A 21,164-nucleotide genomic window follows, 5' to 3' on the forward strand; every position below is an offset into this window, starting at 1 on the left:
TCCACCGACGGTAATTGCCCAGTAATTGTTGCGTCCAGCCGAACAAGGGGTCGCCTTCGATCAGATACGGAGCCGTAGCCGTGACCGAGCCCCTGATCGAAGCAGTATCCGATACCGCGCGATGGATCGCGGCGGTCCGGGCCGGCGAAACCAAGCGATCGGATGCACTCTTCACCGATCCGCCGGCCGAGGAGCTGGCCGGCCGACGAGGAGCGTTGCGGTCTGTTCATCGTCCGCGGTAGCGCGAAGCCAGGGCTTCAGTTCGATGGTGATCAGACCTGAGGGAAGTCGTACCGATCGCGGGCGCCGAAGCGTTGCACCTTCTCGATCACCCCGTGCTCGACCACCTTGCCCAGCCGGGCGACGAGAACGTTCCCGGCGATCCCCGAGCTTCTGCGCCAACTCCGCGAACCGACGGGGACGCCGCCTCGACTCCGCGCGATCGAGCAATTCCGACCGGCGAAATCGCTGTTGAGCACAGGCCAGAGCACAACAGCTGGCGGCCCTATTCGGGGATGTCGAGGACCCGCTTCGGGTGCATGCCGTCGACCATGCCGAGGAAGGGCGGGTGGATGCTGTAGCCGATCATGCGTCGGATGTTCTCCGACACCGTTCGCGCCGTGGCCGGGGGTGTCGAGAGGGTGAACGCCTCCTGGGGCCGCAGCCAGGGTTGGCAGTATTGGGCGGTGACGGCGAGGCGTCTCCGGTCGGCGGTGTGGTTGGCGCCGCCGCCGTGCCACAGGGTGCCGAGGAAGAAGACGACCGAACCGGCGGGCATCGCGATACTGACGTGCTCGTCGCTGTCGGCGGGCATGCGGGCGTCGTCCCAGCGGTGGCTGCCTGGGATGACCACGGTGGCGCCGTTGTCCGCGGTGAAGTCGGTGATCGCCCAGATGGTCGCGGCGCTCAGCGCGGCCCTCGGGCGGGGGACCGGGTACATGCCGTCGTCGAAATGCAGGAGTTGCCGGGGCGCACCGGGGCCAATCCGAATGGCCTGCAGCTGGGAGAGCAGATAGTTGGGCATCAGCAGGCGATCGAGCAGCGCGAGCACGCGGGGGTGCTCCACGAGGTGATCGCAGACCCGGGTCTTGGCGAGCAGACTGTAGGCGCGCTGCGTGTGCCTGCCCTCGAAATCGTTTCGGCCGACCGGACCGAGCAGGGCGGGCAGCGCGGCGGCGATGTCGGCACAACGCCGGGGCGGCAGGAGCCGCTCGACGACGAGGTAGCCGTCGCGCTCGAGTGCGGCCGAATCGGAGTCGACCAGCGTCGATGGAACGACATCGGTGGCGGCCGCTGTCGAGCGGTATCGGCCGGCGAGGTCGCCGAAGAGATCCTCGGCCTTCTCGACGCGGCCCGTCGAATGGGCCGAGTTGTCGTGGGACATGCGTTTCCCTCACTGGCGGCGTCGGCCGTCCGGGACTCGGTCGGAATCGGACGATCACCGGACTCTCGTTCAGAGCCGGGTGAACACGGTCTTTCCCGTCATCGCCGCCCACTCCCGGGGCGCGTCGTCCCAGGCCACTACTCGATCGGTCACCACCGCGGGATCGACGCCGCCGGCGAGCAGGTCCAGGATTTCGGGGATGACCGCGCGGGCGTTCACCCGCCCGGTGACGAAGCGGACGCCCCGGGTGTACATCGGCAACAGTGGCATCTCGATCGAGCCCTGGAAGTAGATGCCGGTGTCGGTGCACACTCCGTCGGGCCAGGTGGCCCGCAGGGTATCGGACAGCAGCTTCGGGCTCATCGAGGTGTTCACGGTGACCGGGTACGGCGACCAGGCGCGGTCGGGCCCGGTGCGGTCGTGCACGGTGGCACCGAGCCGCTCGGCGATGGCCAGCCTGCCCGGGTCGGTGTCCACGTAGTCGACGTGTGCACCGAGAGCCGTGGCCAGCGCGCTGCTGTAGAGCCCGATCGAGAGCCCGCCCACGACCAGCACGCGGCGGTCGACCGCATCGAGGGCGGCCAGTTCGCTCCGGTAGGGCCCGACCCCGCGCCAACCGTCGGGGATGTTGTCCGACAGCGACGCCACCGCCACCGGATCCACGGACTCCGGCAGCGAGACCAACATGGCGTCGGCGAACGGGACGAGCACCAGATCGGCGAGGAAGCCGCCGCCGTCCATGCCCGAGACCGGCGCCATCCCGTAGGTCGCCATCAACGGCAGTGCGGCGCACGAGCCGGTGACCCCGCGACGGCACGGTGCGCACTCCCCGCAGTTGATCTGGAACGGCACCACCACCCGGTCCCCGACCCGCACAGCGGTGACCCGATCGCCGACGGCGACCACCTCGGCCACGCCCTCGTGGCCGACGGCGTGGCCGGGCGGGACCGGCAGCACGCCCTGGACCACCCCCACGTCCAGGTCGCAGCAGGCCACCACCAGCGGCCGCACCAGGGCCTGGCGCGGGTCGCTGATGACGGGGTCGGCGGTGTGCTGCCAGCGGTACCGGCCGACGTCTTCGAAAACCAAGTGCTGCACGGGTGAGCCTTTCTTGAGTGGTCGTTCAAGTATTGTTGAACGATCTTTCCACTATTGCAAGTAGAATCTGAGCCGTGCCCCGACCCGACCGCAGCCGCGCCGCCCTGCTCGAGGTCGCGGCACAGCTGTTTCGCAGGCAGGGGTATGCGGCCACCGGTGTGAACCAGATCCTGGAGGTCGCGGGAGTCCGGGCCGGCTCGCTGTATCACCACTTCCCCGACGGGAAGGCCGAATTGGCGGCGGCCGTCGTGGACACGGCCGGTGCGGGGATCGGCGCACTGCTGCGCAAGCTGCTGGCCGGCGCCGCCCCGGCCGCCGACATCATGGACCGCTGGGTGGACCTGATGGCCGCCGGTCTCGCCGCCGACGAGCGGGACGGGTGCCCGATCGAACCGATCGCCACCGAATCGGTGACCGCGAGCCCCGTCGTACGGGCAGCGTCGGCACGGGCCTTCGCTGACTGGATCGGTGCGCTCGCCGACCGGTTGCGCGCCGACGGCTGGCCCGACGAGCAAGCCGAACAGGTTGCCGGCGCGGTTGTCTCGTTGATCGAGGGGGCCCTGCTGTTGTCCCGGGTCGCCGGAGAACCCGGCGCGCTGCACAGCGCCAAAGCCGCGGCCCGCGCACTCCTGGACCGTGGCCGGGATCAGGGAGGCGGGAGAGCGATGCCCTGTCCACGCTGCGGTGAATTCGTCGAGGCCCTACCGGCTGAGCCCGTGCAGCAGTAGGTCGCCGAGCTCGGTGAACGCGTCCCCGGCCGACAGTCCGGTGGCGTCGAGCAGGGCTCCGGACTGGAGGGCATCGATGGTGACCGCGACGACGTGGGCGGCGAAGGTCCCGTTGAGGTCGCGGAAGGCTTTCGCGCGGACCCCTTCGTCGATGAGTTCCCCGACGCGGCGGGCGGCGGCGTCGGAGTTGCGGCGGTAGAGCCGGGCGGTCGGGGGGTAGGCGACCATGTCGTCGTAGAAGGCGGGGGAGTGGCGGCGCATGGCGGTGCCGACCCCGGAGAGGTAGGTGCGGATCCGCTGGCGCGGATCGGTCTCGGTGGCGACCTCGGCTTCGATCTGCGCGGCCGCTTCGCTGAAGAATTGTCGCGTAATGGCCTGGACCAGTTGTTCTTTGGACCCGGCGACGCTGTAGAGGGTGGCCTTCGAGCAGCCGAGGCGCTGTGCGAGCTCGTCCATGGTCACCGAGGTGAACCCTTCGGACAGCACGATGTCGCCGGCCTGGCGCAGCAGCTCGGCGACCCGATCGTCGGCGACAGATCGCTTGCGTGGACTGCGCCGTGGCGCGCGCGCTGCGGGGATGGCCGACATGCCTTCCAGTTTTGCATGCCGGGAATCCCTTGCCGTCGAGGTACCACTGAGGGTACTTTCATGTCCAACAAAGTACCCATTCAAGTACCCAACGGAGGGTTCGATGGCTCGGGATCCGAATGTGCCGACGGCGGAGGTCCAGGAGGTCGTGGCGGTCTTCGCCGCGGCGGATGCCGATCCCGCGTGGTTGTTGTGCGACCGGCATCCGGCGGACACGGTGGCCTGCACGGTCGTCGAGCCGGACGGCTCCACGGTCGATCTCACCTTCGGTGAGCTGCGCGAGCGCTCGGAGCAGGTCGCCGGGCTGCTCACCGAACTCGGCGTCGGTCGCGGTGACCGGGTGGCGACGATGATGGGCAAGAGCGCCGACCTGGTGGCGGTGCTGCTCGGGATCTGGCGGCTGGGCGCGGTCTACCTGCCGCTGTTCACCGCGTTCGCCGCGGACGCGGTCGCCTCCCGGCTGTCCGCGGCCGCGGCCGCGGTCGTGGTGGCCGATCGGGATCAGGCCGCGAAGGTGCCCGACGGCACGTGGACCCTGCTGGTGGCAGGCGCCGATGGGCCGCGAGGGCTGGCCGGTCGGCTCGAGGCGGCGAAGCCGTTCGGGGGAAGCACCGTTGTCGGTGGTGACGGCCCGTTCGTGCACATGTTCACCTCGGGTACCACCGGCGCGCCGAAGGGGGTCGTGCACCCGTTGCGGTACGTCGCCGGCTGGCAGCTGTACCTGCGGTTCGGCCTCGGCGTGCGGGATGACTCGGTGTACTGGTGCGGCGCGGACCCGGGCTGGGCCTATGGGCTGTACTCCGCCATCGTCGCGCCGATGGTGCTCGGGCTGCGCTCGATCCTGCAGCGCGGCGGGTTCGACGCGGCGGCGACCTGGCGCACCTTCGCGGAGCTGGGGGTCACCGACTACACCGCGGCCCCTACGGTCTACCGATCGCTGCGCACGAGCGAGGCTCCGGTGCCCGCGGAGCTGCGCCTGCGACGGCTCTCCAGCGCGGGCGAACCGCTGACCGCCGAGGTCAACGAGTGGGCGGAACCGGCGCTGGGGCTGACAGTGCACGACCACTACGGACAGACCGAGCTCGGCATGCCGATCGGGTTCCCGCACCATCGCGATCTGGCGATTCCGGTGGTCCCGCACACGATGGGGGTGGCGCTGCCCGGCTGGTCGGCCACGGTGCTGCGGGAGGGGACGAGCGAGCGCGCCGAGGCAGGCGAGCCCGGGCTGCTGGCCATCGACATCGCCGCCAGTCCGCTGATGACCTTCACCGGGTACACGGGGCGCGGGGCAGCGGACCGGTTCACCGCCGACGGCCGCTTCTACCTCACCGGCGACCTGGCCATCCGGGCGGCAGACGGCACGCTGCGGTTCTCCGCCCGCGACGACGACGTGATCATCATGGCCGGCTACCGGATCGGCCCGTTCGACGTCGAGTCCGTGCTCGTCCGGCATCCCGCGGTCGCCGAGTGCGCGGTCGTGGCCGCGCCCGACCCGGTCCGCGGTGAGGTGATCGAGGCCTTCGTGGTGCTGCGCCCCGGCATCGAGCCGTCCGACGAATTGGTGCGGGAGCTGCAGGATCACGTCCGGCAGAAGTACGCGGCGCACGCCTATCCGCGCCGGGTGCACCTGGTGGCGGAGCTGCCCAAGACCTCCAGCGGCAAGATCCAGCGCGCCGAGTTGCGCCGCTCCCTGCGCACGGCGGCCCGATGAGCGTCGTCGCCGACACCGCGGTACTCGTCGAGCAGCGCGGGGCGGTGCGCGCGCTCGTGCTCAACCGGCCGCGGCAGCGCAATGCCCTGAGCCCCGCACTCGTCAACGCCCTGACGGACGCACTCGCCGCCGCCGAACACGACCCGGCCACCGGGGCGGTGCTGATCACCGGAGCGGGGCCGAGCTTCTGCGCGGGCGCGGATCTGCGGCATCTGCTCGCGCTCGCCGAGGCGGGGGAGTCGCCGGTGCCCTTCCTGCGCACGGTCTCCGATCTCACCCGCCGGATCGAGCTCAGCCCGTTGCCGGTGGTGGCCGTGCTGCACGGCCACGCCGTCGCCGGTGGCCTGGAAATCGCGCTGGCCTGCGATGCCGTCCTCGCGGAGTCCGGCACGCTGATCGGGGACGGGCACATCCGCAACCACCTCGTCCCCGGCGCCGGCTCGGCCGTGCGCATTCGCCGCAAGCTCGGCGAATCCCTCGGCCGCTGGCTCGGCCTCTCCGGCGAGTTCCTGCCCGCCGAACGCCTCGTGCCCACCGGGTGGCTGCACGCGGTCGTCGAACCGGGCCGCGGTGCCGCCGAAGGGCTGCGGGCCGCGAATGTCCTTGCCGAGGCGGCCAATCCGGCCCAGGCGGCGCTGAAGCGGTTGTTCGCCGAGCTGGACGAGCACGCCCCGGTCGAGGAGGGGCTTGCCCGCGAGCTGGCGGCTTTCGACCGGCACTGGTCCAGCCACGACGTCCCGCGCGAACTGCGCCGGTTCCTCACCCGCCGCTCCACCCCGGGAGGAAATCCATGAACCGCTACGCCGGACAGACCGTGCTCGTCACCGGGGCCGGCCAGGGGCTCGGGCGTGCGATGGCCCACCGATTCGCCGCCGAGGGCGCCGTGGTCATGATCGGGGAGGTCAACGCGGCCACGGGAGCCGAGCTCGCCGCCGAACTCTCCGAGACGTACGGGGTCACCGCCGTCTCCCACGTCCTGGACGTCACCCGCTCCGCCGAGGTCAACGCCTGGATCGAGCAGGTGCGCACCGACCACCACCGGATCGACGTCCTGGTCAACAACGCCGGAATCATCCGCGACAACCTCGCCACCGATATCGACGACACCGACTGGCACGCCGTGCTCGACACCAGCCTCTCGGCCGCCTTCTACTGCATCCGGGCGGTGCTGCCGGCCATGCACGAGCGCGGTTACGGCCGCATCCTGTCCTTCTCCTCGATGAGCTGGCGCGGCAACTACGGGCAGGCCAACTACGTCGCGGCCAAAGCCGGCGTCGTCGGGCTCACCCGCACCATCGCGCTCGAGGGCGCCCGCCACGGCATCACCGCCAACGCCATCGCCCCCGGCCTGATCGAGACCCCCATGCTCGCCTCGATGAACGGCCCGGCGCGCGACAGGCTCGTGGCCAAGGTGCCGCTGCGCCGCACCGGCGACCCGGCCGATATCGCCGAGGCCGCCGCCTACCTCTGCTCGCCCGCGGCCGGCTACGTCACCGGCGTCGTCCTCGACGTCGACGGCGGCCTCGGCATCGGGTCCTCCATTCGCTGAGAACCGCAGTCTCCGAGCCTGTCCCGAGTTCGGGCGGTTCGTGTCAGAAAGAGAGCACACCTGTCATGTCCGGTATGGAAATCGAGTTCGATGTCGAGGCCACGATGCGCGACGGCACCATCCTGCGCGCGGATGTCTACCGCCCGACCGGAGACGGTCCCTGGCCCGTTCTCATCCAGCGCACGCCCTACGACCGCCGCGCCCTGCTGCAGATGTTCCTCGACCCGTTCGAGGCGATCTCGCGTGGCTACATCCTGATCCACCAGGACACCCGCGGCCGATTCCGCTCCGACGGTCACTGGTTGCCGTTCACCTACGAGGTCGAAGACGGCTACGACACCGTGCGCTGGGCAGCGAGCCTGCCCCGCAGCAGCGGCGCCGTCGGCATGCTCGGCGGCAGTTACACCGGCAACACCCAGTGGGCGGCGGCGGTGGCGAAGCCCCCGGGGCTGCGGGCGATCAGCCCGATGATCACCTGGTGCGATCCGGGCGACGGGCTGCTCTTCCGCGGCGGCGCGATCGAACTGGGGCTCTACGGGTTCTGGACGCTGATGACCGGCTCCGGGGCGATCGCGGCCCGAGCACAGGACGCCGCCACCACCGTCGCCACGCTCGGCGCGCTCATCGCCGACTTCGACGGGCTGGCTCCCCGCGGCTACTGGGAGCTGCCCGCCGGCGAGCTGCCCGCCCTCGCCCGCCACGGTGTGCCGGATATCGGGGTGCAGCGCGCGCTCGCCGACCCCGCCCATGCCGATGGGGCGACGATCGCAGGCAAACACAGCGTCGTGGAGGCGGCCGCGCTCAACACCGGGGGCTGGTTCGACATCTTCCTGCAGGGCACCCTCGACAACCACACCGCCATGGCCGCGCTGGGCAAACCCACCCGGTTGATCGTCGGCCCGTGGACCCACATGAGCCGAGCCGGGGTATCGGGCAGCGTCGCCGGTGAGGTGAACTTCGGTCTGGCCTCGACCCACCAGGGCATCGCCTTCGACCGGCTGCAACTGGACTTCTACGACCACTGGCTCAAGGGCATCGACAACGGCGCCGACGCCGGCCCGCCGGTGAAGATCTTCGTCATGGGCATCGACCAGTGGCGGGACGAGGCCGAGTGGCCGCCCGCCCGCGCGGTCGACACCCCCTGGTACCTCGGCGCCGACGCCACCCTCACCCCGACCCCACCCACCGCCGAACAGGCCCCGGACCACTACACCTACGACCCCGCCGACCCGGTCCGCACCCGCGGCGGCCACCTCGTCATGGCCAACGAGTACCCGGCCGGGCAGTTCGACCAGGCTGCCGTGGAGCAACGACCCGACGTACTGCTCTACACCAGCGAACCGCTCACCGAGGACCTCGAGGTGACCGGCCGGGTCCGGGTGCGGCTGCACGCCGCCACCGACGCACCCTCCACCGACTGGGTCGTGCGGCTCTGCGACGTCGACCCCGACGACGTCTCCCGCAACCTCTGCGACGGCATCCAGCGCATCCGGGCGGTTCCGGGCGAACCCGGCGAGTACGAGATCGACCTCTGGTCGACCAGCAACGTCTTCCTCGCCGGGCACCGCATCCGGGTCCAGGTCACCTCCAGCAACTTCCCCCGCTGGGACCGCAACCTCAACACCGGCGAACCCGCCCGGACCGCCGTCACCATGCGCACCGCCCAGCAGACCATCTTCCACGACCGGGCACGACCGTCGCACATCATCCTGCCGGTCGTCGCGCCCACGTCCTGACTCCGACGCCGCCCGCCCGACCGGCCGCCGACGGGTGCCCCTGTTCCCGCGTGCGGGCGGGCGGGGGACCGCTGCCGTCGAGTTCGCGCGCGGCGTGGGCGATCAGAGTGCGCAGGAAGCGGTGTTCGGGTTCATCGGTGAGCATGGGATGCCACCACATCGCCCGCGTCAGTTGTCCGAGTTCGACGGGGCAGGGGTGGGCGTGGAGTCCTTCGCGCATACCGGGCAGGGCGAGCAGGCGCCGGGGAAGCAGGGCGATCCGGGCGCTCCCGGTCACCAGTCCGGGCACGGTCAGGAAGCTCTCGGTGACGACCTGGACGCGGGGTTCTATTCCGAGCATCCGTAGCCGCCGCGCCGCGGGAGTCGAGGCGGTCTGGCTGTTGTAGACCAGCACCCAGGGCAGGCGGCGCAGGTCGTCGGCGGTGGGGGGATCCGGGGTGCGGTCGGGGTCGCAGACCGCCACCCAGTCGTCGTGGAAGACGGTTCGTTGGGCAGGTCGGTGATGAAGCCGTGCGGTACGAGCATGACGTCGTGCGCGGCGAGGGTGTGCTCGGCACGCGCGACCAGATCCGGCACCGACGGCAGCCAGCGCACCCGGGCGTGCGGGGCGCGTTCGTCGAGCAGGGGTGGGGCGACTACGCCGGTGGCGCCGCGCCCGGTCTGTCCTTCACGATCGCGGACTGGCTGCACCGCACCGAGATCGCGGCCATCGCCACCGCCACCTGGGGAGTCGAGTTCCGCCCCAACGAGTTCGACGTCGCCTTCCAGCCGCTGCACCAGGTCGCCATCCCCAACATCGGCCTGTTTCTCGGCGAGATGTGGGACCCCGACCTCCTCGCCGCCGACTGCGCCGAGGACGGCATCTACGAGTTCTTCCTCACCGCCGCACCCATACCGGTGACCGGAGCGGTCGGCGCGCCGGTCAATCCGATCGCCGTCAAGTAATCGCCACGCGCGCTGCTTTCGAGAGCGGACATCCGCGCCGCCGAATCGGTCTCCGCGGGGTGCCCGAGCGCCGCATCAGGCGCGCCGGATCCGCACGGGCAGCGACTGCCACGAGCGCAGCGTGTTGTCGAGGTGCCGGTGCGGCATGCCGTCGAGCTCGATCGCTGCGACCCGGGCGAGCAGGGCGGTGAGCAGCGCTTCGGCCTCGAGCCGGGCGATGTGCTGCCCGACGCACTGGTGGATCCCGGCGCCGAACCCGACGTGCCCGGAGGGGTCGCGGCGCAGCTCGAAGGCATCGGGTTCGGTCCAGCGGCGCGGGTCCCGGTTGGGTCGCGCATCCATGCGGCGCGCAGCCGGTGCAGGGTGCGGGGGCCGAGCACCCGGGTGAGCACGGCGCGCGGCGCGTCGTGCCGGGGCGGATCGGCCTCCAGCAGCAGGCTCGGCGGGCGCCAGGGCTTCTCGTGGCGGAAGTTGCTCAGCCCGACCCTGGCCGCGGAGCCGAAGCGCTGCCAGTCGGTGAGCGCGGCGTGCACGTGCTCGTAGCGGCCGAAGGCGTAGACGTCGTAGCGCGACAGGTACACCACCGGCCCGCTCTCGCGCAGCAGCTCCTGGAAGGGAAGGGGATCGCGCAGGATCGCGGGGCCGAACGGGTCGGCGTCGAGCACGGGCAGATCGAGGGTGGCGGGCTGGACGGACATGGTGATCCTTCGGTCAGAGGTCGAGGACGAGCCGGTCGGCAGCGGCGCGCGAGACGCACGGGAACATGCACCGGTTCTCGCTGCGCTCCAGGTCGTCGAGGATGGCGTCGCGGTGCTCGGGAATGCCGTCGAGCACCGCGGTCTCACAGGTGCCGCAGGTGCCGGTGCGGCAGGAGGAGAGCACCGGCACACCGGTGGCCGCCACGGCGTCGAGCACGCTGACGCCGGGCCGCACCCGCAGCCGGGTGCCGGAGCGGGCGAGTTCGACCTCGAAGGGCGACTGCCGGGCCGGGTCGTCCTGGACGCGTGCGACGAATCGCTCCAGGCGCGGCCGGCCGGCCGGTGCCGGCAGCGCTGCTCGACCGCCTCGAGTAGCCCGGCGGGCCCGCAGGCGTAGACGGTGGCCTCGGTGGCCTCGGTGGCCTCGGCGGCGGCGAGCGCGGCATCGAGATCGGGACGCCCGGTGTGGTCGGACGGGGCGAGGACGACGCGCTCGCCGAAACCGGCCAGCTCGTCACGAAAAGCCATGGTGCGCAACGAACGTCCGCCGTAGAGCAGCGACCAGCCGGCGCCGAGCAGGTCCGCCTGGGCGAGCGCTCGGCCGGTGCCAGCGCGAAATGGTTGCGCGGGCCGCCGATCTCGACCAGTGCACCCGCGGCCAGGTGGTCGTGAACGAACGCCGAGCCGCCGCGCCCGGCGCCGTCCCGGACCGGCACCGCGATGCCGGTGGCGCCCGGGTACAGGTGCCCGGCGCAGAACGCGTAGCCGCGGCCGCGGGTTTCGGCGAGCGCCACCCGGAGTGCCCGTGCGCTGCCGATGGTGGCCTCGGTGAAGGTCGGCAGCGGCCCGGCGGTGACCTGTTCGCGCAACGCGCTGTCGGCGTGGGCGAGCAGCACCAGCCCCGACGACGATGCGTGCAGCGGCAGCCGCCCGGCGACCCGGCTGTAGTTGAGCACCGCCTCCGGGGCCGACAGGCGTTCGACGAACAACACGTCCTGGCCCTCGAGCACCGCCAGCTGGGTGTGGTGCCCGACCACCGCGTGCAGGTCCGCCATGAACGGCAGCGCCGCCTCGCGCAGCCCGACCGTCGGCGAGGCGCGCGAAGCCACCTCCCACAACCGAAATCCGATTCGCACTCGGCGCTCCCGGCGTTCCAGCCAGCCGGCCCGCACCAGCTCCTCGACCAGTCGCGACGTCGTCGGCAGCGGCAGCGCCGCGCGGCGGGCGAGCTCACCGATCGGCAACGCCTCCTCGCCGGGGCCGAACGCCTCGATCAGCCGCACGACCCTGGCCGGCACCGACTCCCCGGTCCTCACCCGTGGCACGGCGCACCTCCGAGCTGGGTGCCTGCCGGTGCGAATCCGGTCATCGCCCGCTCCCGTCCAGGGTGCGCGAGATCCCCTGTGCGGCGACCAGCAGCGCGGTGGCCAGCCTGCGCCGATCGCGGGCCAGACTGGGCACCACGATGCCCAGTGCCGCCACCACGTCGGGTCCCCGGCGGATCGGCACCGCGACCGAGCACGCGCCCAGTGTCATCTCCTCGACGGTGGTGGCGTAGCCGTCGCGGCGGACCCGCGCGAGCTGTTCGAGCAGCATCGCCGGCCGGGTGATGGTGAACGGGGTGATCCGCGGTAGCGAGGCCAGCACGCGGGAGCGCACCTCGTCGGGGGCGTGGGCGAGCAGGACCTTGCCGACACCGGTGCAGTGCAGCGGCAGGGTGCTGCCGACCCGGCTGACGACCGGGACCGAGGCGTGTCCGGCGAGGCGGTCCAGGTACAGCACCTGATCCCCGTCGCGGACGGCGAGGTGCACCGTGGCCAGCGTCGCACCGTAGATGTCGTGCAGGAACGGCTCCGCGGCCTGGCGCAGCCCGGTCTGGGCGGGGGCGAGCAACCCGAGTTCCCAGATCAGCCGGCCGACGGCGTAGCGGCCGTCGGCGCGGCGCGCGAGGGCGCCGCCGCGGACCAGCGCTGCCGCGAGCCGGTGCGCGGTCGAGAGCGGCAGCTCGGCGCGGGATGCCAGTTCGGCCAGGGGGAGCGCTCGGTGCCGGTCGTCGAAGGCGCTCAGGATCGCCAGCACGCGGCCGGTCGCGGATTCGCCGGGGCGGGAGATGTTGCCTGGCACGATGACCTCCGCGTTCTCACTCAGTGGAAGTAGAGCGTAGACGTGATCGGGGCCACTTCTTAGCGTCGGGGTCATGAATGCAGCATCGCCTCGGGGCGCGGCGGCTCTGTCGTCGCAGGCCGAGATCACCGCCGCGATCTCCCGCGCGCACACCGAGGGCGCCGGGTCCGGTCCCCGGTTGAACTTTCCGCCGTATCGCAGCTCGCTGCTGCGCCATCCCACCGAGGATCCGTATCGCCTCGATCCGGAGGGGGCCGAGCTGGTGGCGCCGGTGTTCGGGCACGCGGATGTGGATCCGCTCGAATCCGACCTGACGATCCAAGCCGGGGGAGAGCCGATCGGGGAGCGGATCCGGGTCACCGGCCGGGTGCTGGACGGGGACGGGCAGCCGGTGCGTCACCAGCTGGTCGAGGTCTGGCAGGCCAATGCCGCCGGACGGTACGCGCACCTGCGCGATCAACATCCGGCGCCGTTGGATCCGCACTTCACCGGGGTCGGGCGCTGCCTGACCGACGCGCACGGCCGGTACTCGTTCACCACGATCAAGCCCGGCGCGTACCCGTGGCGCAACCACCACAATGCCTGGCGGCCCGCCCACATCCACTTCTCTTTGTTCGGCACCGAATTCACCCAGCGGCTGATCACCCAGATGTACTTCCCGCACGATCCGCTGTTCGAACTCGACCCGATCCTGCAGTCGATCACCGACCCGGCCGCGCGGCGGCTGCTGGTCGCCGGTTACGACCACGACCTGTCCGAGCACGAACGGCTGCTCGGCTACCGCTGGGACATCGTGCTCACCGGCACCCACGCCACCCCGATGGAGACCACCCATGGCTGAATCGCACCCCACCCCCGGCCAGACCATCGGCCCGTTCTACGGCTACGCCCTGCCCTACGCCCGCGGCCACGAACTGGTCCCGCCGGCCTATCCGGGCGCCATCCGGTTGTCGGGCAGCGTCTTCGACGGCGCCGGGGTGCCGGTGCCCGACGCGCTGCTGGAGATCCGTCAGCCCGGCGGTGACGGCACGGTCGCGGCGGTGCCCGGGTCGTTGCGCCGCGACGGCCGCTTCACCGGCTGGGGCCGCGCCGCCACCGACGCCGCCGGGCAGTACGCCTTCACGACGGTCGAACCCGGCCCGGTCGCCGCGGGCGCGGCCCCGTTCTTCTCGGTCGTCGTCTTCGCCCGCGGCCTGCTCGACCGCCTCTTCACCCGCGTCTACCTGCCCGAGCATCGCGAATCGGTGCGCGCCGACAGGCTTTTCGCCGATCTGGAGCCCGAGCGGCTCGCGACGCTGTTCGCGGAACGAACCGGCCCCGCCGAGCTGCGGTTCGACATCCGGTTGCAGGGGGAGCGGGAGACGGTGTTCCTGCGTTTCCCGGCACACGGGGTGACGGGATGAGCCTGCTCTCCCCAGGCAGCCACCGGGTCGCGGCCCTGTTCTCCGACGAGGCGCTGGTCGCGGCGATGCTCCGGGTGGAGGTGGCCTGGTCGGCGGCGCTGGCCGACACCGGGATCGCGAGCACCGCTCAGGCCGCGGCCGTCGCGCGCGCCGCGGCGACCGGCGCCATCACCCCGGACAGCCTGGCCGCCGCGACGGAATCGGCCGGGAACCCGGTCACCCCACTGGTCTCCGCGCTGCGCGCCGCGGTCGGCGACAGCGCGGCCGCCGCCCTGGTGCATCGCGGCCTGACCAGTCAGGACGTCCTCGACACCGCCCTGATCCTGCTGGCCCGAACCGCGCTGGACCGGCTCTCGGCCGAGCTGCGGTCGAGTGGGCGGGCCCTCGCCCGGCTCGCCCGCGCGCACCGCGACACCGTCATGGCCGGGCGCACCCTCGGCCGCTACGCGGTTCCGATCACGGCCGGGCTCAAGGCCGCGCAGTGGCTGGCCGGTATCCGGGACGCGCTCGGGCCGATCGAGGCGGCCCGCGCCGGGCTACCGGTGCAGTGCGGCGGCGCCGCGGGCACGCTGGCCCTGCTCGGCGAGCTCACCCCCGACCCGCCCGCCACCGTCGCCGCCTTCGCCCGCCGCCTCGATCTCGCCGACCCCGGCCTGCCCTGGCACACCAGGCGCACCCCGATCACCACGATCGGCCACACCGTCGTCACCGCCTGCGACGCGCTCGGCGTGCTCGCCGCCGACGTGCTCGCGCTGTCGCGGCCGGAGGTGAACGAGATCCGGGAGGGGAGCGCCCCGGGCCGTGGCGGCTCCTCGACCATGCCGCACAAGCGCAACCCGGTGCTGTCGGTGCTGGTGCGCAGCGCCGCGCTGCGCGCTCCGCAGCTGGGCGCCCAGCTGCACCTGGCCGCCGCGGAGGCGGTGGACGAGCGCCCCGACGGTGCCTGGCACGCCGAATGGGAGGCCCTGCGCGGGCTGCTCGCCCTGGCCACCACGGCCGCCGCGCAGGCCGCCGAGCTCACCGCCGGGCTCGAGGTCGACACCGAGTCCATCGCCAGCCACGTCGCCGACGCCGCCCCCGATCTGCTGGCCGAGCGAGGCGCCCCCGGCGACCCCGCCACCTACACCGGATCGGCGGGCGCCTTCGTCGATCACGTGCTGACCCGCTGGGCCGCAACCGAATCGGAGGAGACCCCATGACCGACGACACCCACGACCGCGGTATGCGGGTGCGCCGCGAGGTGCTCGGTGCCGCGCACGTCGATCGCGCGGAAGCGGCGAAGACCCCCTTCACCGCCGACTTCCAATCCCTGATCACCCGCTACGCCTGGGGCGAGATCTGGACCCGGCCCGGCCTGGACCGGCGCGCCCGCAGCATCGTCACCCTGACCGCGCTGCTGGCGAACCGGCACTGGAACGAATTCGAGATGCACGTGCGCGCCGCCGTGCGCAACGGACTGACCGACGACGAGATCGCCGAGGTGATCCTGCAGAGCGCGATCTACTGCGGCGTCCCGGTCGCCAATCACGCATTCGCCCTGGCCGCCCGCGTGCTGGCCGATATCGAGCCGAGGGACCACCCGTGATCCGGATCGAGCACACCACCGTCGGCATCGTCGGCGCGGGCCCCGCCGGGCTCATGCTCTCGCACCTGCTCGCCCTGGCCGGTATCGCCTCGGTCGCCGTCGACGCCCGCACCCGCTCCGAAATCGAGAACACCCACCGCGCGGGCATTCTGGAGCACGACAGCGTGCGCCTGCTCGTGGACTCCGGGGTCTCGGACCGGGTGCTGCGCGAGGGCCACGAGCACCGCGGCATCCGGCTGCGCTTCGACGGCGCCGATCACCGCATCGACTTCCAGCGGCTGGCCGGGGCCTCGACCTGGCTCTACCCGCAGACCGCCGTCTTCGCCGACCTCGCCGATGCCCGCGCCCGCGACGGCGGCGATGTCCGGTTCGATGGCCGCGACACCGCCGTCGATCGGCTCACCGGCGACGAACCGGTGCTGCGGTTCACCGATGCCGACGGTATCGAGGCCGAGCTGCGCTGTGACTACCTCGTCGGCGCCGACGGCTCCCGCGGCCTGTGCCGGGCGCAGGTTCCGGCCGAGCACCGAACCCAGTACTTCCGCGAGTACCCCTTCGCCTGGTTCGGGTTCCTCGCCGCGGCGCCGGTCAGTGCCCCGGAGCTGATCTATGCCCGCTCCGAGCACGGATTCGCCCTGGTCAGCCAGCGCACCGAGACGGTCCAGCGCATGTACTTCCAGTGCGATCCCGGCGCGCGCGTCGAGGACTGGTCCGACGAGCGCATCTGGGAGGAGATGCGGCGCCGCCTCGCGGGCGGCGACGGATTCGAGCTCCGCGCGGGCCCGATCCTGGAGAAGACGGTGCTGCCGTTCCGCAGCTTCGTCCAGGAACCCCTGCGCTACGGCCGGATGCTGCTGGCAGGCGATGCCGCCCACACCGTGCCACCCACCGGCGCCAAGGGGCTCAACCTCGCGCTCGCCGACGTGCGGGTACTCGCCGAAATCCTCGAACGCGCTGTCCGGCAGCGTGATCCGGGCCCGCTCGACGACTACACTCCGCGTGCGCTCGCCCGGGTGTGGAAGGCCCAGCACTTCTCCTATTGGATGACCACGATGCTGCACCGCGACGAGCGGGGCGACGGGTTCGACGAGCGCCGCCGTCTCGGCGAGCTGGCGGGCATCGTCGCCTCCGAGGCCGGGGCCCGCTACCTGGCCGAGGGCTACACCGGCTGGCCGGCGGCCGTGCCGGTGTGAGGGCGGCGGCTCAGACCCGCTCGAAGAGCGCCGCGAGCCCCTGGCCGCCGCCGACGCACATGGTCTCCAGCCCGTAGCGGGCCTCGCGGCGGACCATCTCGCGGGCGAGGGTGGTGAGGATGCGGGCGCCGGTGGCGCCGACCGGGTGGCCGAGCGAGATCCCGGAGCCGTGCGGGTTCAGCCGCGGATCGGCCGGGTCGAGCTTCCACTCGGCCAGCACGGCGAGCACCTGGGCGGCGAAGGCTTCGTTGAGTTCGATGAGGTCCAGCTCGTCCAGGGTGAGCCCGGCGCGGGCCAGGACCGCGGCGGTGGCGGGCACCGGGCCGATGCCCATGGTTGCGGGCGCGACGCCGGCGACGTTCCAGCCGGCCAGCCGGACCAGCGGGCGCAGCCCGAGCGCGGCCGCCTTCTGCGGGGTGGTGACCACACAGACCGCGGCGCCGTCGTTCTGGCCGCTGGCATTGCCCGCGGTGACGGTGGCGTCGGCGTCCACTCGGCTCCGGATCGGCCGTAGCCGGGCCAGAGAGTCGACGCTGGTGTCGGCGCGGGGGTGCTCGTCGGTGTGGACGGCGATCGGGTCACCCTGACGCTGGGGGACCGGCACCGGCACGATCTCCTCGCCGAATACTCCGCTGTGCTGGGCGGCGACCGCGCGCCGGTGCGACTGCGCGGCGAACGCGTCCTGGTCGGCGCGGCTGATGCGGTATTGGGCGCGCAGGTTCTCCGCGGTCTCGATCATCCCGCCCGGGACGGGGAATCTCCTGCCACCCGCGGTGATCCGGGCGCGGGCCAGCCGGTCGTTCAGCCCCACCGATTCGGCGGTGACGCCCCAGCGCATGCCGGTGGCGTAGAACTCGGTACCGCTCATGGACTCCGCGCCGCCGGCCAGCACGAGCTCGCTCGCGCCGGTGGCGACCTGCATGCAGGCGTTGATGATCGCCTGCAACCCGGAGCCGCAGCGGCGGTCGACCTGGTGGCCGGGGACCTCGATCCCGAGCCCGGCATCCAGGGCGGCGACTCGGCCGAGTGCGGGGGCATCGCCGTTGGGGGAGCCCTGGCCCAGGATCACGTCGTCGATGTCGGCGCTGGAAATCCCGGTGCGGGCGACGATCTCGGTGATGACGGTGGCGGCGAGGGTCTGCACCGGAATGTCGCGCAGGGCGCCGCCGAAGCGGCCGACGGGGGTGCGCAGGGGTTCGCAGATGACGGCGTCAGGCAAGTGCTTGTCCTCGGGTGGTGCCGACCCGGGCGAGATCGGCGTCGATGGCGGCCGCTGCCCGGAGCAGCGGGGGGATGAGGTGCTCGGTCAGGTCGTCGAGGGAGTAGCGGGCGGCCGGGGTGGAGATGTTGAGCGCCGCGACGACCTGTCCCTCCGGGTTCCGGATCGGGGCGGCGAGCGAGCGCAGCCCGACCTCGAGTTCCTGGTCGACGATGCAGTAGCCCGTGGCCCGGGTGGCGCTCAGCTGGTCGCGGAGGTCACCGGCGGTGACGACGGTGCGGCCGGTGAGATCGGTGAAGGAGGCGCGGGCGAGGTAGGCGTCGAGGTCGGCGGCGGGCAGCCCGGCCAGCAGCACCCGGCCCATGGAGGTGGCGTAGGCGGGGAAGCGGGTGCCGATGCTGATCGAGACCGTCATGATCCGCGAGACCGCGACGCGCGCGACGTAGACGACGTCGTCGCCGTCCAGGATCGACACCGACGACGATTCCCGCACCGCGGCGCTCAGCGCCTCCAGGTGCGGCCCGGCGAGTTCGGGCAGCGTCAGGCTGGACAGGTAGGCGTAGCCGAGCTCGAGCACCCGCGGGGTGAGCGCGAAGGCGGATCCGTCGGCCCGCACGTAGCCGAGTTCGGCCAGGGTGAGCAGGAACCGGCGCGCGGTGGCGCGGGTCAGCCCGGTCACCCGGGCGACATCGGAGAGCGTCTGCCGCGGATGTTCGGCGTCGAAGGCGCGGATGACGGCGAGGCCGCGGCCGAGCGACTGGACGAAGTCGGGGTTGGGGTCGGTGCTCACGAGGGGGTCCCGTCGATCGGCGCGGTCAGGTGGTCGCGGATCAGCGCGGTCACCTGCCCGGCCTGCTCGAGGCTGGCCACGTGGGCGGCCGGCGTCACCACGTGCAGCCTCGCACGGGCCACCCCGTCGGCGATCACCCGCAGGTCGTCCGGGGTCGTCGCCGGATCCTGCGCACCCGCGATCACCAGCGTCGGCGCGGTGATCCGGGACAGCGCGGCACGGGAGTCCCACTGCGCCAACGCCTCACAGCAGGCGGCGTATCCCTCGTCGTCGGTGTTCGCGATCATCCGCAGACAGTCCGCGACTACTCGCGGGTTGGCGGCGGCGTACTCGGGGGTGAACCAGCGCCCGGCGATCGCGCCGGCGATCGCGGCCACGCCGTCGCGTCGCACCGCCTCCGCCCTGGCCGTCCAGGCCGCGGGCTGCCCGAACCTGGCCGCGGTGCACAGCAGCGAGAGCGTGCGCACGCGCCCCGGGTGCTCGATCGCGATCCGCTGGGCGATCGCCCCGCCCAGCGACAGCCCGACGAGATGCACCCGGTCGATGCCGCGCGAATTCAGCAGCACCAGAACGTCGTTCGCGAGTTCGGCGACCCGGTAGGGCCCGGCGGGCGCCGGCGAACCGCCGTGCCCGCGGACATCCACCGTCAGCACGCTCGCCATCCTCGCGAGCGCCGGGACCTGCGGATCCCACATCCGCCGGTCGGAACCGAGGGAACCGAGCAGGACGACCGGCTCGGCGCCGGACGGGCCGGGGTGAACGGTGTGCGCGAGCTGCACGACGCCTCCTGTTCGCTATACGAATAGATGTTCACTTTACGCACACAGCACGTTAGGGTCGACAGCATGATGAACAAAGTCGTGGCCTCGGCTGCCGACGCCGTGGCCGACATTCCCGATGGGGCCTCGCTCGCGATCGGCGGATTCGGCCTGGTGGGAATCCCGGAGCTGCTGATCAACGCCCTGCTCGAGCAGGGCGCCACCGATCTGGAGACGATCAGCAACAACTGCGGAACCGACGGTTTCGGGCTCGGCTTGCTGCTCGAGCGCCATCGCATCCGGCGCACCATCAGCTCCTACGTCGGCGCGAACAAGGAGTTCGCCCGCCAGTACCTGGCCGGTGAGCTGGAGGTGGAGCTGACCCCGCAGGGCACGCTCGCCGAACGGTTGCGCGCCGGTGGTGCCGGAATTCCCGCGTTCTTCACCCCCGCCGGGGTCGGCACCCAGGTCGCCGAGGGCGGGTTGCCGCTGCGCTACGACGGAGCCGGTGGCGTCGCGGTGGCGAGCCCGCCCAAGGAGCAGCGCGAGTTCGACGGCGTCCGCTACGTCATGGAGCGCGGCATCGTCGCCGATTACGCGCTGGTCCACGCCTGGAAGGGCGACCGGCACGGCAACCTCGTCTACCGGGCCGCCGCCCGCAATTTCAACCCGCCCGCCGCGGCGTCCGGCCGGATCACCATCGCCCAGGTCGAGCACCTGGTCGAACCGGGCGAGCTGTCGCCCGACGAGATCCACACCCCCGGCATCCATGTCCAGCGGGTCGTGCACGTCGGCCCGGTCACGGTCGGCATCGAGCAGCGGACGGTCCGGGGATGAGCGCGCCGGCGGCAGCGAAGCTGACCCGCGGGCAGATGGCCGCACGGGTGGCCCGCGAACTCGAAGACGGCCAGTACGTCAACCTCGGCATCGGCATGCCCACCCTGGTCCCGAACCATCTGCCCGGCGACATCACCGTCGTCCTGCACTCGGAGAACGGAGTGCTCGGGGTCGGGCCTTACCCGACCGAGGACGAACTCGACCCCGAGCTGATCAACGCGGGGAAGGAGACGATCACCTTGCTGCCCGGTGCGTCGTTCTTCGATTCCGCGCAGTCGTTCGGCATGATCCGCGGCGGCGGGGTCGACGTCGCGGTGCTGGGCGCCATGCAGGTCAGCGCTGCGGGCGACCTGGCGAACTGGATGATCCCCGGCGCGATGGTCAAGGGCATGGGCGGGGCCATGGATCTGGTGCACGGCGCCGGACGTGTCATCGTCATGATGGAGCACGTCTCCCGCGGCGGTGCGCCCAAGATCGTCGAGCGGTGCACGCTTCCGCTCACCGGTCGCCGGTGCGTGCACCGCATCATCACCGACATGGCCGTCATCGACGTCACCGAGACCGGACTGGCGCTGATCGAGACCGCGCCCGGAGTGTCGAGTGCCGAGGTGATCGCCGCGACGGGCGCGCCCCTGGCGGTGTAGCGCGGGGCGAGTAGGTGCAAGCGCGGCGACCCCTGGAGTCTGCTGTGCGGCGGTGCTGGTCGCTCCCGCCATTCATGCTCGGACGCTCTCGCCGCCACGCCCTTCCAGCGGCAGCGCGCTTCGCGACTGGCGAAGGGACCGATAGGTATGGTTTTCCCGATGGAAGCTCAGCGG

Annotated in this window: 25 protein-coding genes and 1 pseudogene; 14 read left to right on the top strand and 12 right to left on the bottom strand. The window is 72.1% G+C overall.

Annotation, left to right across the window (positions count from 1 at the left end):
* The first annotated feature begins 80 nt into the window (after window positions 1-80).
* A complete protein-coding gene (locus ACFO0B_RS05710; RefSeq protein ID WP_378611235.1) occupies window positions 81-242 on the top strand; it encodes a hypothetical protein in 162 nt (53 codons plus the stop codon).
* Window positions 243-272: 30 nt separating this feature from the next.
* Here ACFO0B_RS05710 and ACFO0B_RS05715 read toward each other — a convergent pair whose 3' ends face one another.
* The 3 genes from ACFO0B_RS05715 to ACFO0B_RS05725 form a co-directional block, all read right to left on the bottom strand.
* On the bottom strand, window positions 273-479 hold the full coding sequence (locus ACFO0B_RS05715; RefSeq protein ID WP_378611236.1) for a hypothetical protein: 207 nt from the start codon (window positions 477-479) through the stop codon (window positions 273-275).
* A gap of 26 nt (window positions 480-505) precedes the next feature.
* A complete protein-coding gene (locus ACFO0B_RS05720; protein WP_378611237.1) occupies window positions 506-1,384 on the bottom strand; it encodes a phytanoyl-CoA dioxygenase family protein in 879 nt (292 codons plus the stop codon).
* Window positions 1,385-1,453: 69 nt separating this feature from the next.
* Window positions 1,454-2,482 carry a zinc-dependent alcohol dehydrogenase gene (locus tag ACFO0B_RS05725; protein WP_378611238.1) on the bottom strand — a complete coding sequence of 343 codons (1,029 nt, stop codon included), beginning with the start codon at window positions 2,480-2,482 and terminating at the stop codon, window positions 1,454-1,456.
* Between the two features lie 74 nt (window positions 2,483-2,556).
* Here ACFO0B_RS05725 and ACFO0B_RS05730 point away from each other — a divergent pair, with 74 nt between their 5' ends.
* Window positions 2,557-3,210 carry a TetR/AcrR family transcriptional regulator gene (locus tag ACFO0B_RS05730; RefSeq protein WP_378611239.1) on the top strand — a complete coding sequence of 218 codons (654 nt, stop codon included), beginning with the start codon at window positions 2,557-2,559 and terminating at the stop codon, window positions 3,208-3,210.
* Here ACFO0B_RS05730 and ACFO0B_RS05735 read toward each other — a convergent pair.
* Window positions 3,184-3,798, bottom strand: a complete 615-nt coding sequence (locus ACFO0B_RS05735; protein WP_378611240.1) for a TetR/AcrR family transcriptional regulator — start codon at window positions 3,796-3,798, stop codon at window positions 3,184-3,186. The two genes, ACFO0B_RS05730 and ACFO0B_RS05735, sit on opposite strands and share 27 nt — an antisense overlap.
* A gap of 103 nt (window positions 3,799-3,901) precedes the next feature.
* Between ACFO0B_RS05735 and ACFO0B_RS05740 the strand changes: the two genes are divergently transcribed.
* The 4 genes from ACFO0B_RS05740 (at window position 3,902) to ACFO0B_RS05755 (ending at window position 8,794) form a co-directional block, all read left to right on the top strand.
* Entirely contained in the window at window positions 3,902-5,509 is a 1,608-nt protein-coding gene (locus tag ACFO0B_RS05740) for an AMP-binding protein (protein WP_378611241.1), read from the top strand.
* Window positions 5,506-6,303, top strand: a complete 798-nt coding sequence (locus tag ACFO0B_RS05745) for an enoyl-CoA hydratase/isomerase family protein (protein ID WP_378611242.1) — start codon at window positions 5,506-5,508, stop codon at window positions 6,301-6,303. The genes ACFO0B_RS05740 and ACFO0B_RS05745 overlap by 4 nt, the downstream gene beginning before the upstream one ends.
* Entirely contained in the window at window positions 6,300-7,058 is a 759-nt protein-coding gene (locus tag ACFO0B_RS05750) for an SDR family NAD(P)-dependent oxidoreductase (protein ID WP_378611243.1), read from the top strand. The genes ACFO0B_RS05745 and ACFO0B_RS05750 overlap by 4 nt, the downstream gene beginning before the upstream one ends.
* Before the next feature lie 74 nt (window positions 7,059-7,132).
* Window positions 7,133-8,794 carry a CocE/NonD family hydrolase gene (locus ACFO0B_RS05755; protein WP_378611244.1) on the top strand — a complete coding sequence of 554 codons (1,662 nt, stop codon included), beginning with the start codon at window positions 7,133-7,135 and terminating at the stop codon, window positions 8,792-8,794.
* Here ACFO0B_RS05755 and ACFO0B_RS05760 read toward each other — a convergent pair.
* The gene (locus ACFO0B_RS05760) at window positions 8,763-9,383 is read right to left on the bottom strand and encodes a LysR substrate-binding domain-containing protein (protein WP_378611379.1); all 621 of its coding nucleotides are present in this window, start codon (window positions 9,381-9,383) and stop codon (window positions 8,763-8,765) included. The genes ACFO0B_RS05755 and ACFO0B_RS05760 overlap by 32 nt on opposite strands.
* On the opposite strand from ACFO0B_RS05760, the gene ACFO0B_RS05765 reads away from it, so the two are divergent.
* Window positions 9,305-9,739: a hypothetical protein gene (locus tag ACFO0B_RS05765; RefSeq protein ID WP_378611245.1), complete on the top strand. Its 435-nt coding sequence runs from the start codon at window positions 9,305-9,307 to the stop codon at window positions 9,737-9,739. The two genes, ACFO0B_RS05760 and ACFO0B_RS05765, sit on opposite strands and share 79 nt — an antisense overlap.
* A 75-nt stretch (window positions 9,740-9,814) precedes the next feature.
* On the opposite strand, the gene ACFO0B_RS31520 is transcribed toward ACFO0B_RS05765, so the two are convergent.
* The 4 genes and pseudogenes from ACFO0B_RS31520 to ACFO0B_RS05785 all read right to left on the bottom strand — a co-directional run bounded on the left by ACFO0B_RS31520 (window position 9,815) and on the right by ACFO0B_RS05785 (window position 12,561).
* The gene (locus tag ACFO0B_RS31520; protein ID WP_449289785.1) at window positions 9,815-10,081 is read right to left on the bottom strand and encodes a cytochrome P450; all 267 of its coding nucleotides are present in this window, start codon (window positions 10,079-10,081) and stop codon (window positions 9,815-9,817) included.
* A 369-nt stretch (window positions 10,082-10,450) separates the two neighbouring features.
* Window positions 10,451-10,672, bottom strand: coding sequence for a 2Fe-2S iron-sulfur cluster-binding protein (locus tag ACFO0B_RS05775; protein ID WP_378611246.1), 222 nt, complete (start codon window positions 10,670-10,672; stop codon window positions 10,451-10,453).
* A gap of 454 nt (window positions 10,673-11,126) precedes the next feature.
* Window positions 11,127-11,762: pseudogene (locus ACFO0B_RS05780) on the bottom strand (IclR family transcriptional regulator); the annotation flags it as partial.
* Between the two features lie 40 nt (window positions 11,763-11,802).
* A complete protein-coding gene (locus ACFO0B_RS05785) occupies window positions 11,803-12,561 on the bottom strand; it encodes an IclR family transcriptional regulator (protein ID WP_378611247.1) in 759 nt (252 codons plus the stop codon).
* A gap of 73 nt (window positions 12,562-12,634) precedes the next feature.
* Between ACFO0B_RS05785 and pcaH the strand changes: the two genes are divergently transcribed.
* Genes pcaH through ACFO0B_RS05810 form a run of 5 tightly spaced genes read left to right on the top strand, consistent with a single transcriptional unit; the run spans window position 12,635 to window position 16,742 of the window.
* On the top strand, window positions 12,635-13,402 hold the full coding sequence (gene pcaH / locus ACFO0B_RS05790; protein WP_378611248.1) for a protocatechuate 3,4-dioxygenase subunit beta: 768 nt from the start codon (window positions 12,635-12,637) through the stop codon (window positions 13,400-13,402).
* Window positions 13,395-13,964 (top strand): protocatechuate 3,4-dioxygenase subunit alpha, encoded by a 570-nt coding sequence (pcaG, locus tag ACFO0B_RS05795; RefSeq protein WP_378611249.1) that lies wholly within the window; start codon window positions 13,395-13,397, stop codon window positions 13,962-13,964. The genes pcaH and pcaG overlap by 8 nt, the downstream gene beginning before the upstream one ends.
* Window positions 13,961-15,163: a lyase family protein gene (locus tag ACFO0B_RS05800; protein ID WP_378611250.1), complete on the top strand. Its 1,203-nt coding sequence runs from the start codon at window positions 13,961-13,963 to the stop codon at window positions 15,161-15,163. The genes pcaG and ACFO0B_RS05800 overlap by 4 nt, the downstream gene beginning before the upstream one ends.
* Window positions 15,160-15,549: a 4-carboxymuconolactone decarboxylase gene (pcaC, locus tag ACFO0B_RS05805; protein WP_378611251.1), complete on the top strand. Its 390-nt coding sequence runs from the start codon at window positions 15,160-15,162 to the stop codon at window positions 15,547-15,549. The genes ACFO0B_RS05800 and pcaC overlap by 4 nt, the downstream gene beginning before the upstream one ends.
* The gene (locus ACFO0B_RS05810; protein ID WP_378611380.1) at window positions 15,549-16,742 is read left to right on the top strand and encodes a 4-hydroxybenzoate 3-monooxygenase; all 1,194 of its coding nucleotides are present in this window, start codon (window positions 15,549-15,551) and stop codon (window positions 16,740-16,742) included. Before pcaC ends, ACFO0B_RS05810 begins: the two co-directional genes overlap by 1 nt.
* A 10-nt stretch (window positions 16,743-16,752) precedes the next feature.
* On the opposite strand, the gene ACFO0B_RS05815 is transcribed toward ACFO0B_RS05810, so the two are convergent.
* From ACFO0B_RS05815 to pcaD, 3 genes are read right to left on the bottom strand one after another with little or no spacing between them, the layout of a single operon-like run.
* A complete protein-coding gene (locus tag ACFO0B_RS05815) occupies window positions 16,753-17,961 on the bottom strand; it encodes an acetyl-CoA C-acetyltransferase (RefSeq protein ID WP_378611252.1) in 1,209 nt (402 codons plus the stop codon).
* The gene (locus ACFO0B_RS05820) at window positions 17,954-18,751 is read right to left on the bottom strand and encodes an IclR family transcriptional regulator domain-containing protein (RefSeq protein WP_378611253.1); all 798 of its coding nucleotides are present in this window, start codon (window positions 18,749-18,751) and stop codon (window positions 17,954-17,956) included. Before ACFO0B_RS05820 ends, ACFO0B_RS05815 begins: the two co-directional genes overlap by 8 nt.
* Window positions 18,748-19,530, bottom strand: a complete 783-nt coding sequence (gene pcaD, locus ACFO0B_RS05825; RefSeq protein ID WP_378611254.1) for a 3-oxoadipate enol-lactonase — start codon at window positions 19,528-19,530, stop codon at window positions 18,748-18,750. Before pcaD ends, ACFO0B_RS05820 begins: the two co-directional genes overlap by 4 nt.
* A gap of 69 nt (window positions 19,531-19,599) precedes the next feature.
* On the opposite strand from pcaD, the gene ACFO0B_RS05830 reads away from it, so the two are divergent.
* Together ACFO0B_RS05830 and ACFO0B_RS05835 are read left to right on the top strand one after the other, a co-directional pair.
* A complete protein-coding gene (locus tag ACFO0B_RS05830) occupies window positions 19,600-20,346 on the top strand; it encodes a CoA transferase subunit A (RefSeq protein ID WP_378611381.1) in 747 nt (248 codons plus the stop codon).
* The gene (locus ACFO0B_RS05835; protein ID WP_378611256.1) at window positions 20,343-20,990 is read left to right on the top strand and encodes a CoA transferase subunit B; all 648 of its coding nucleotides are present in this window, start codon (window positions 20,343-20,345) and stop codon (window positions 20,988-20,990) included. Before ACFO0B_RS05830 ends, ACFO0B_RS05835 begins: the two co-directional genes overlap by 4 nt.
* Window positions 20,991-21,164 lie beyond the last annotated feature (174 nt).

The organism is Nocardia jiangsuensis (assembly GCF_042650385.1).
Classification (GTDB): Bacteria; Actinomycetota; Actinomycetes; order Mycobacteriales; family Mycobacteriaceae; genus Nocardia; species Nocardia jiangsuensis.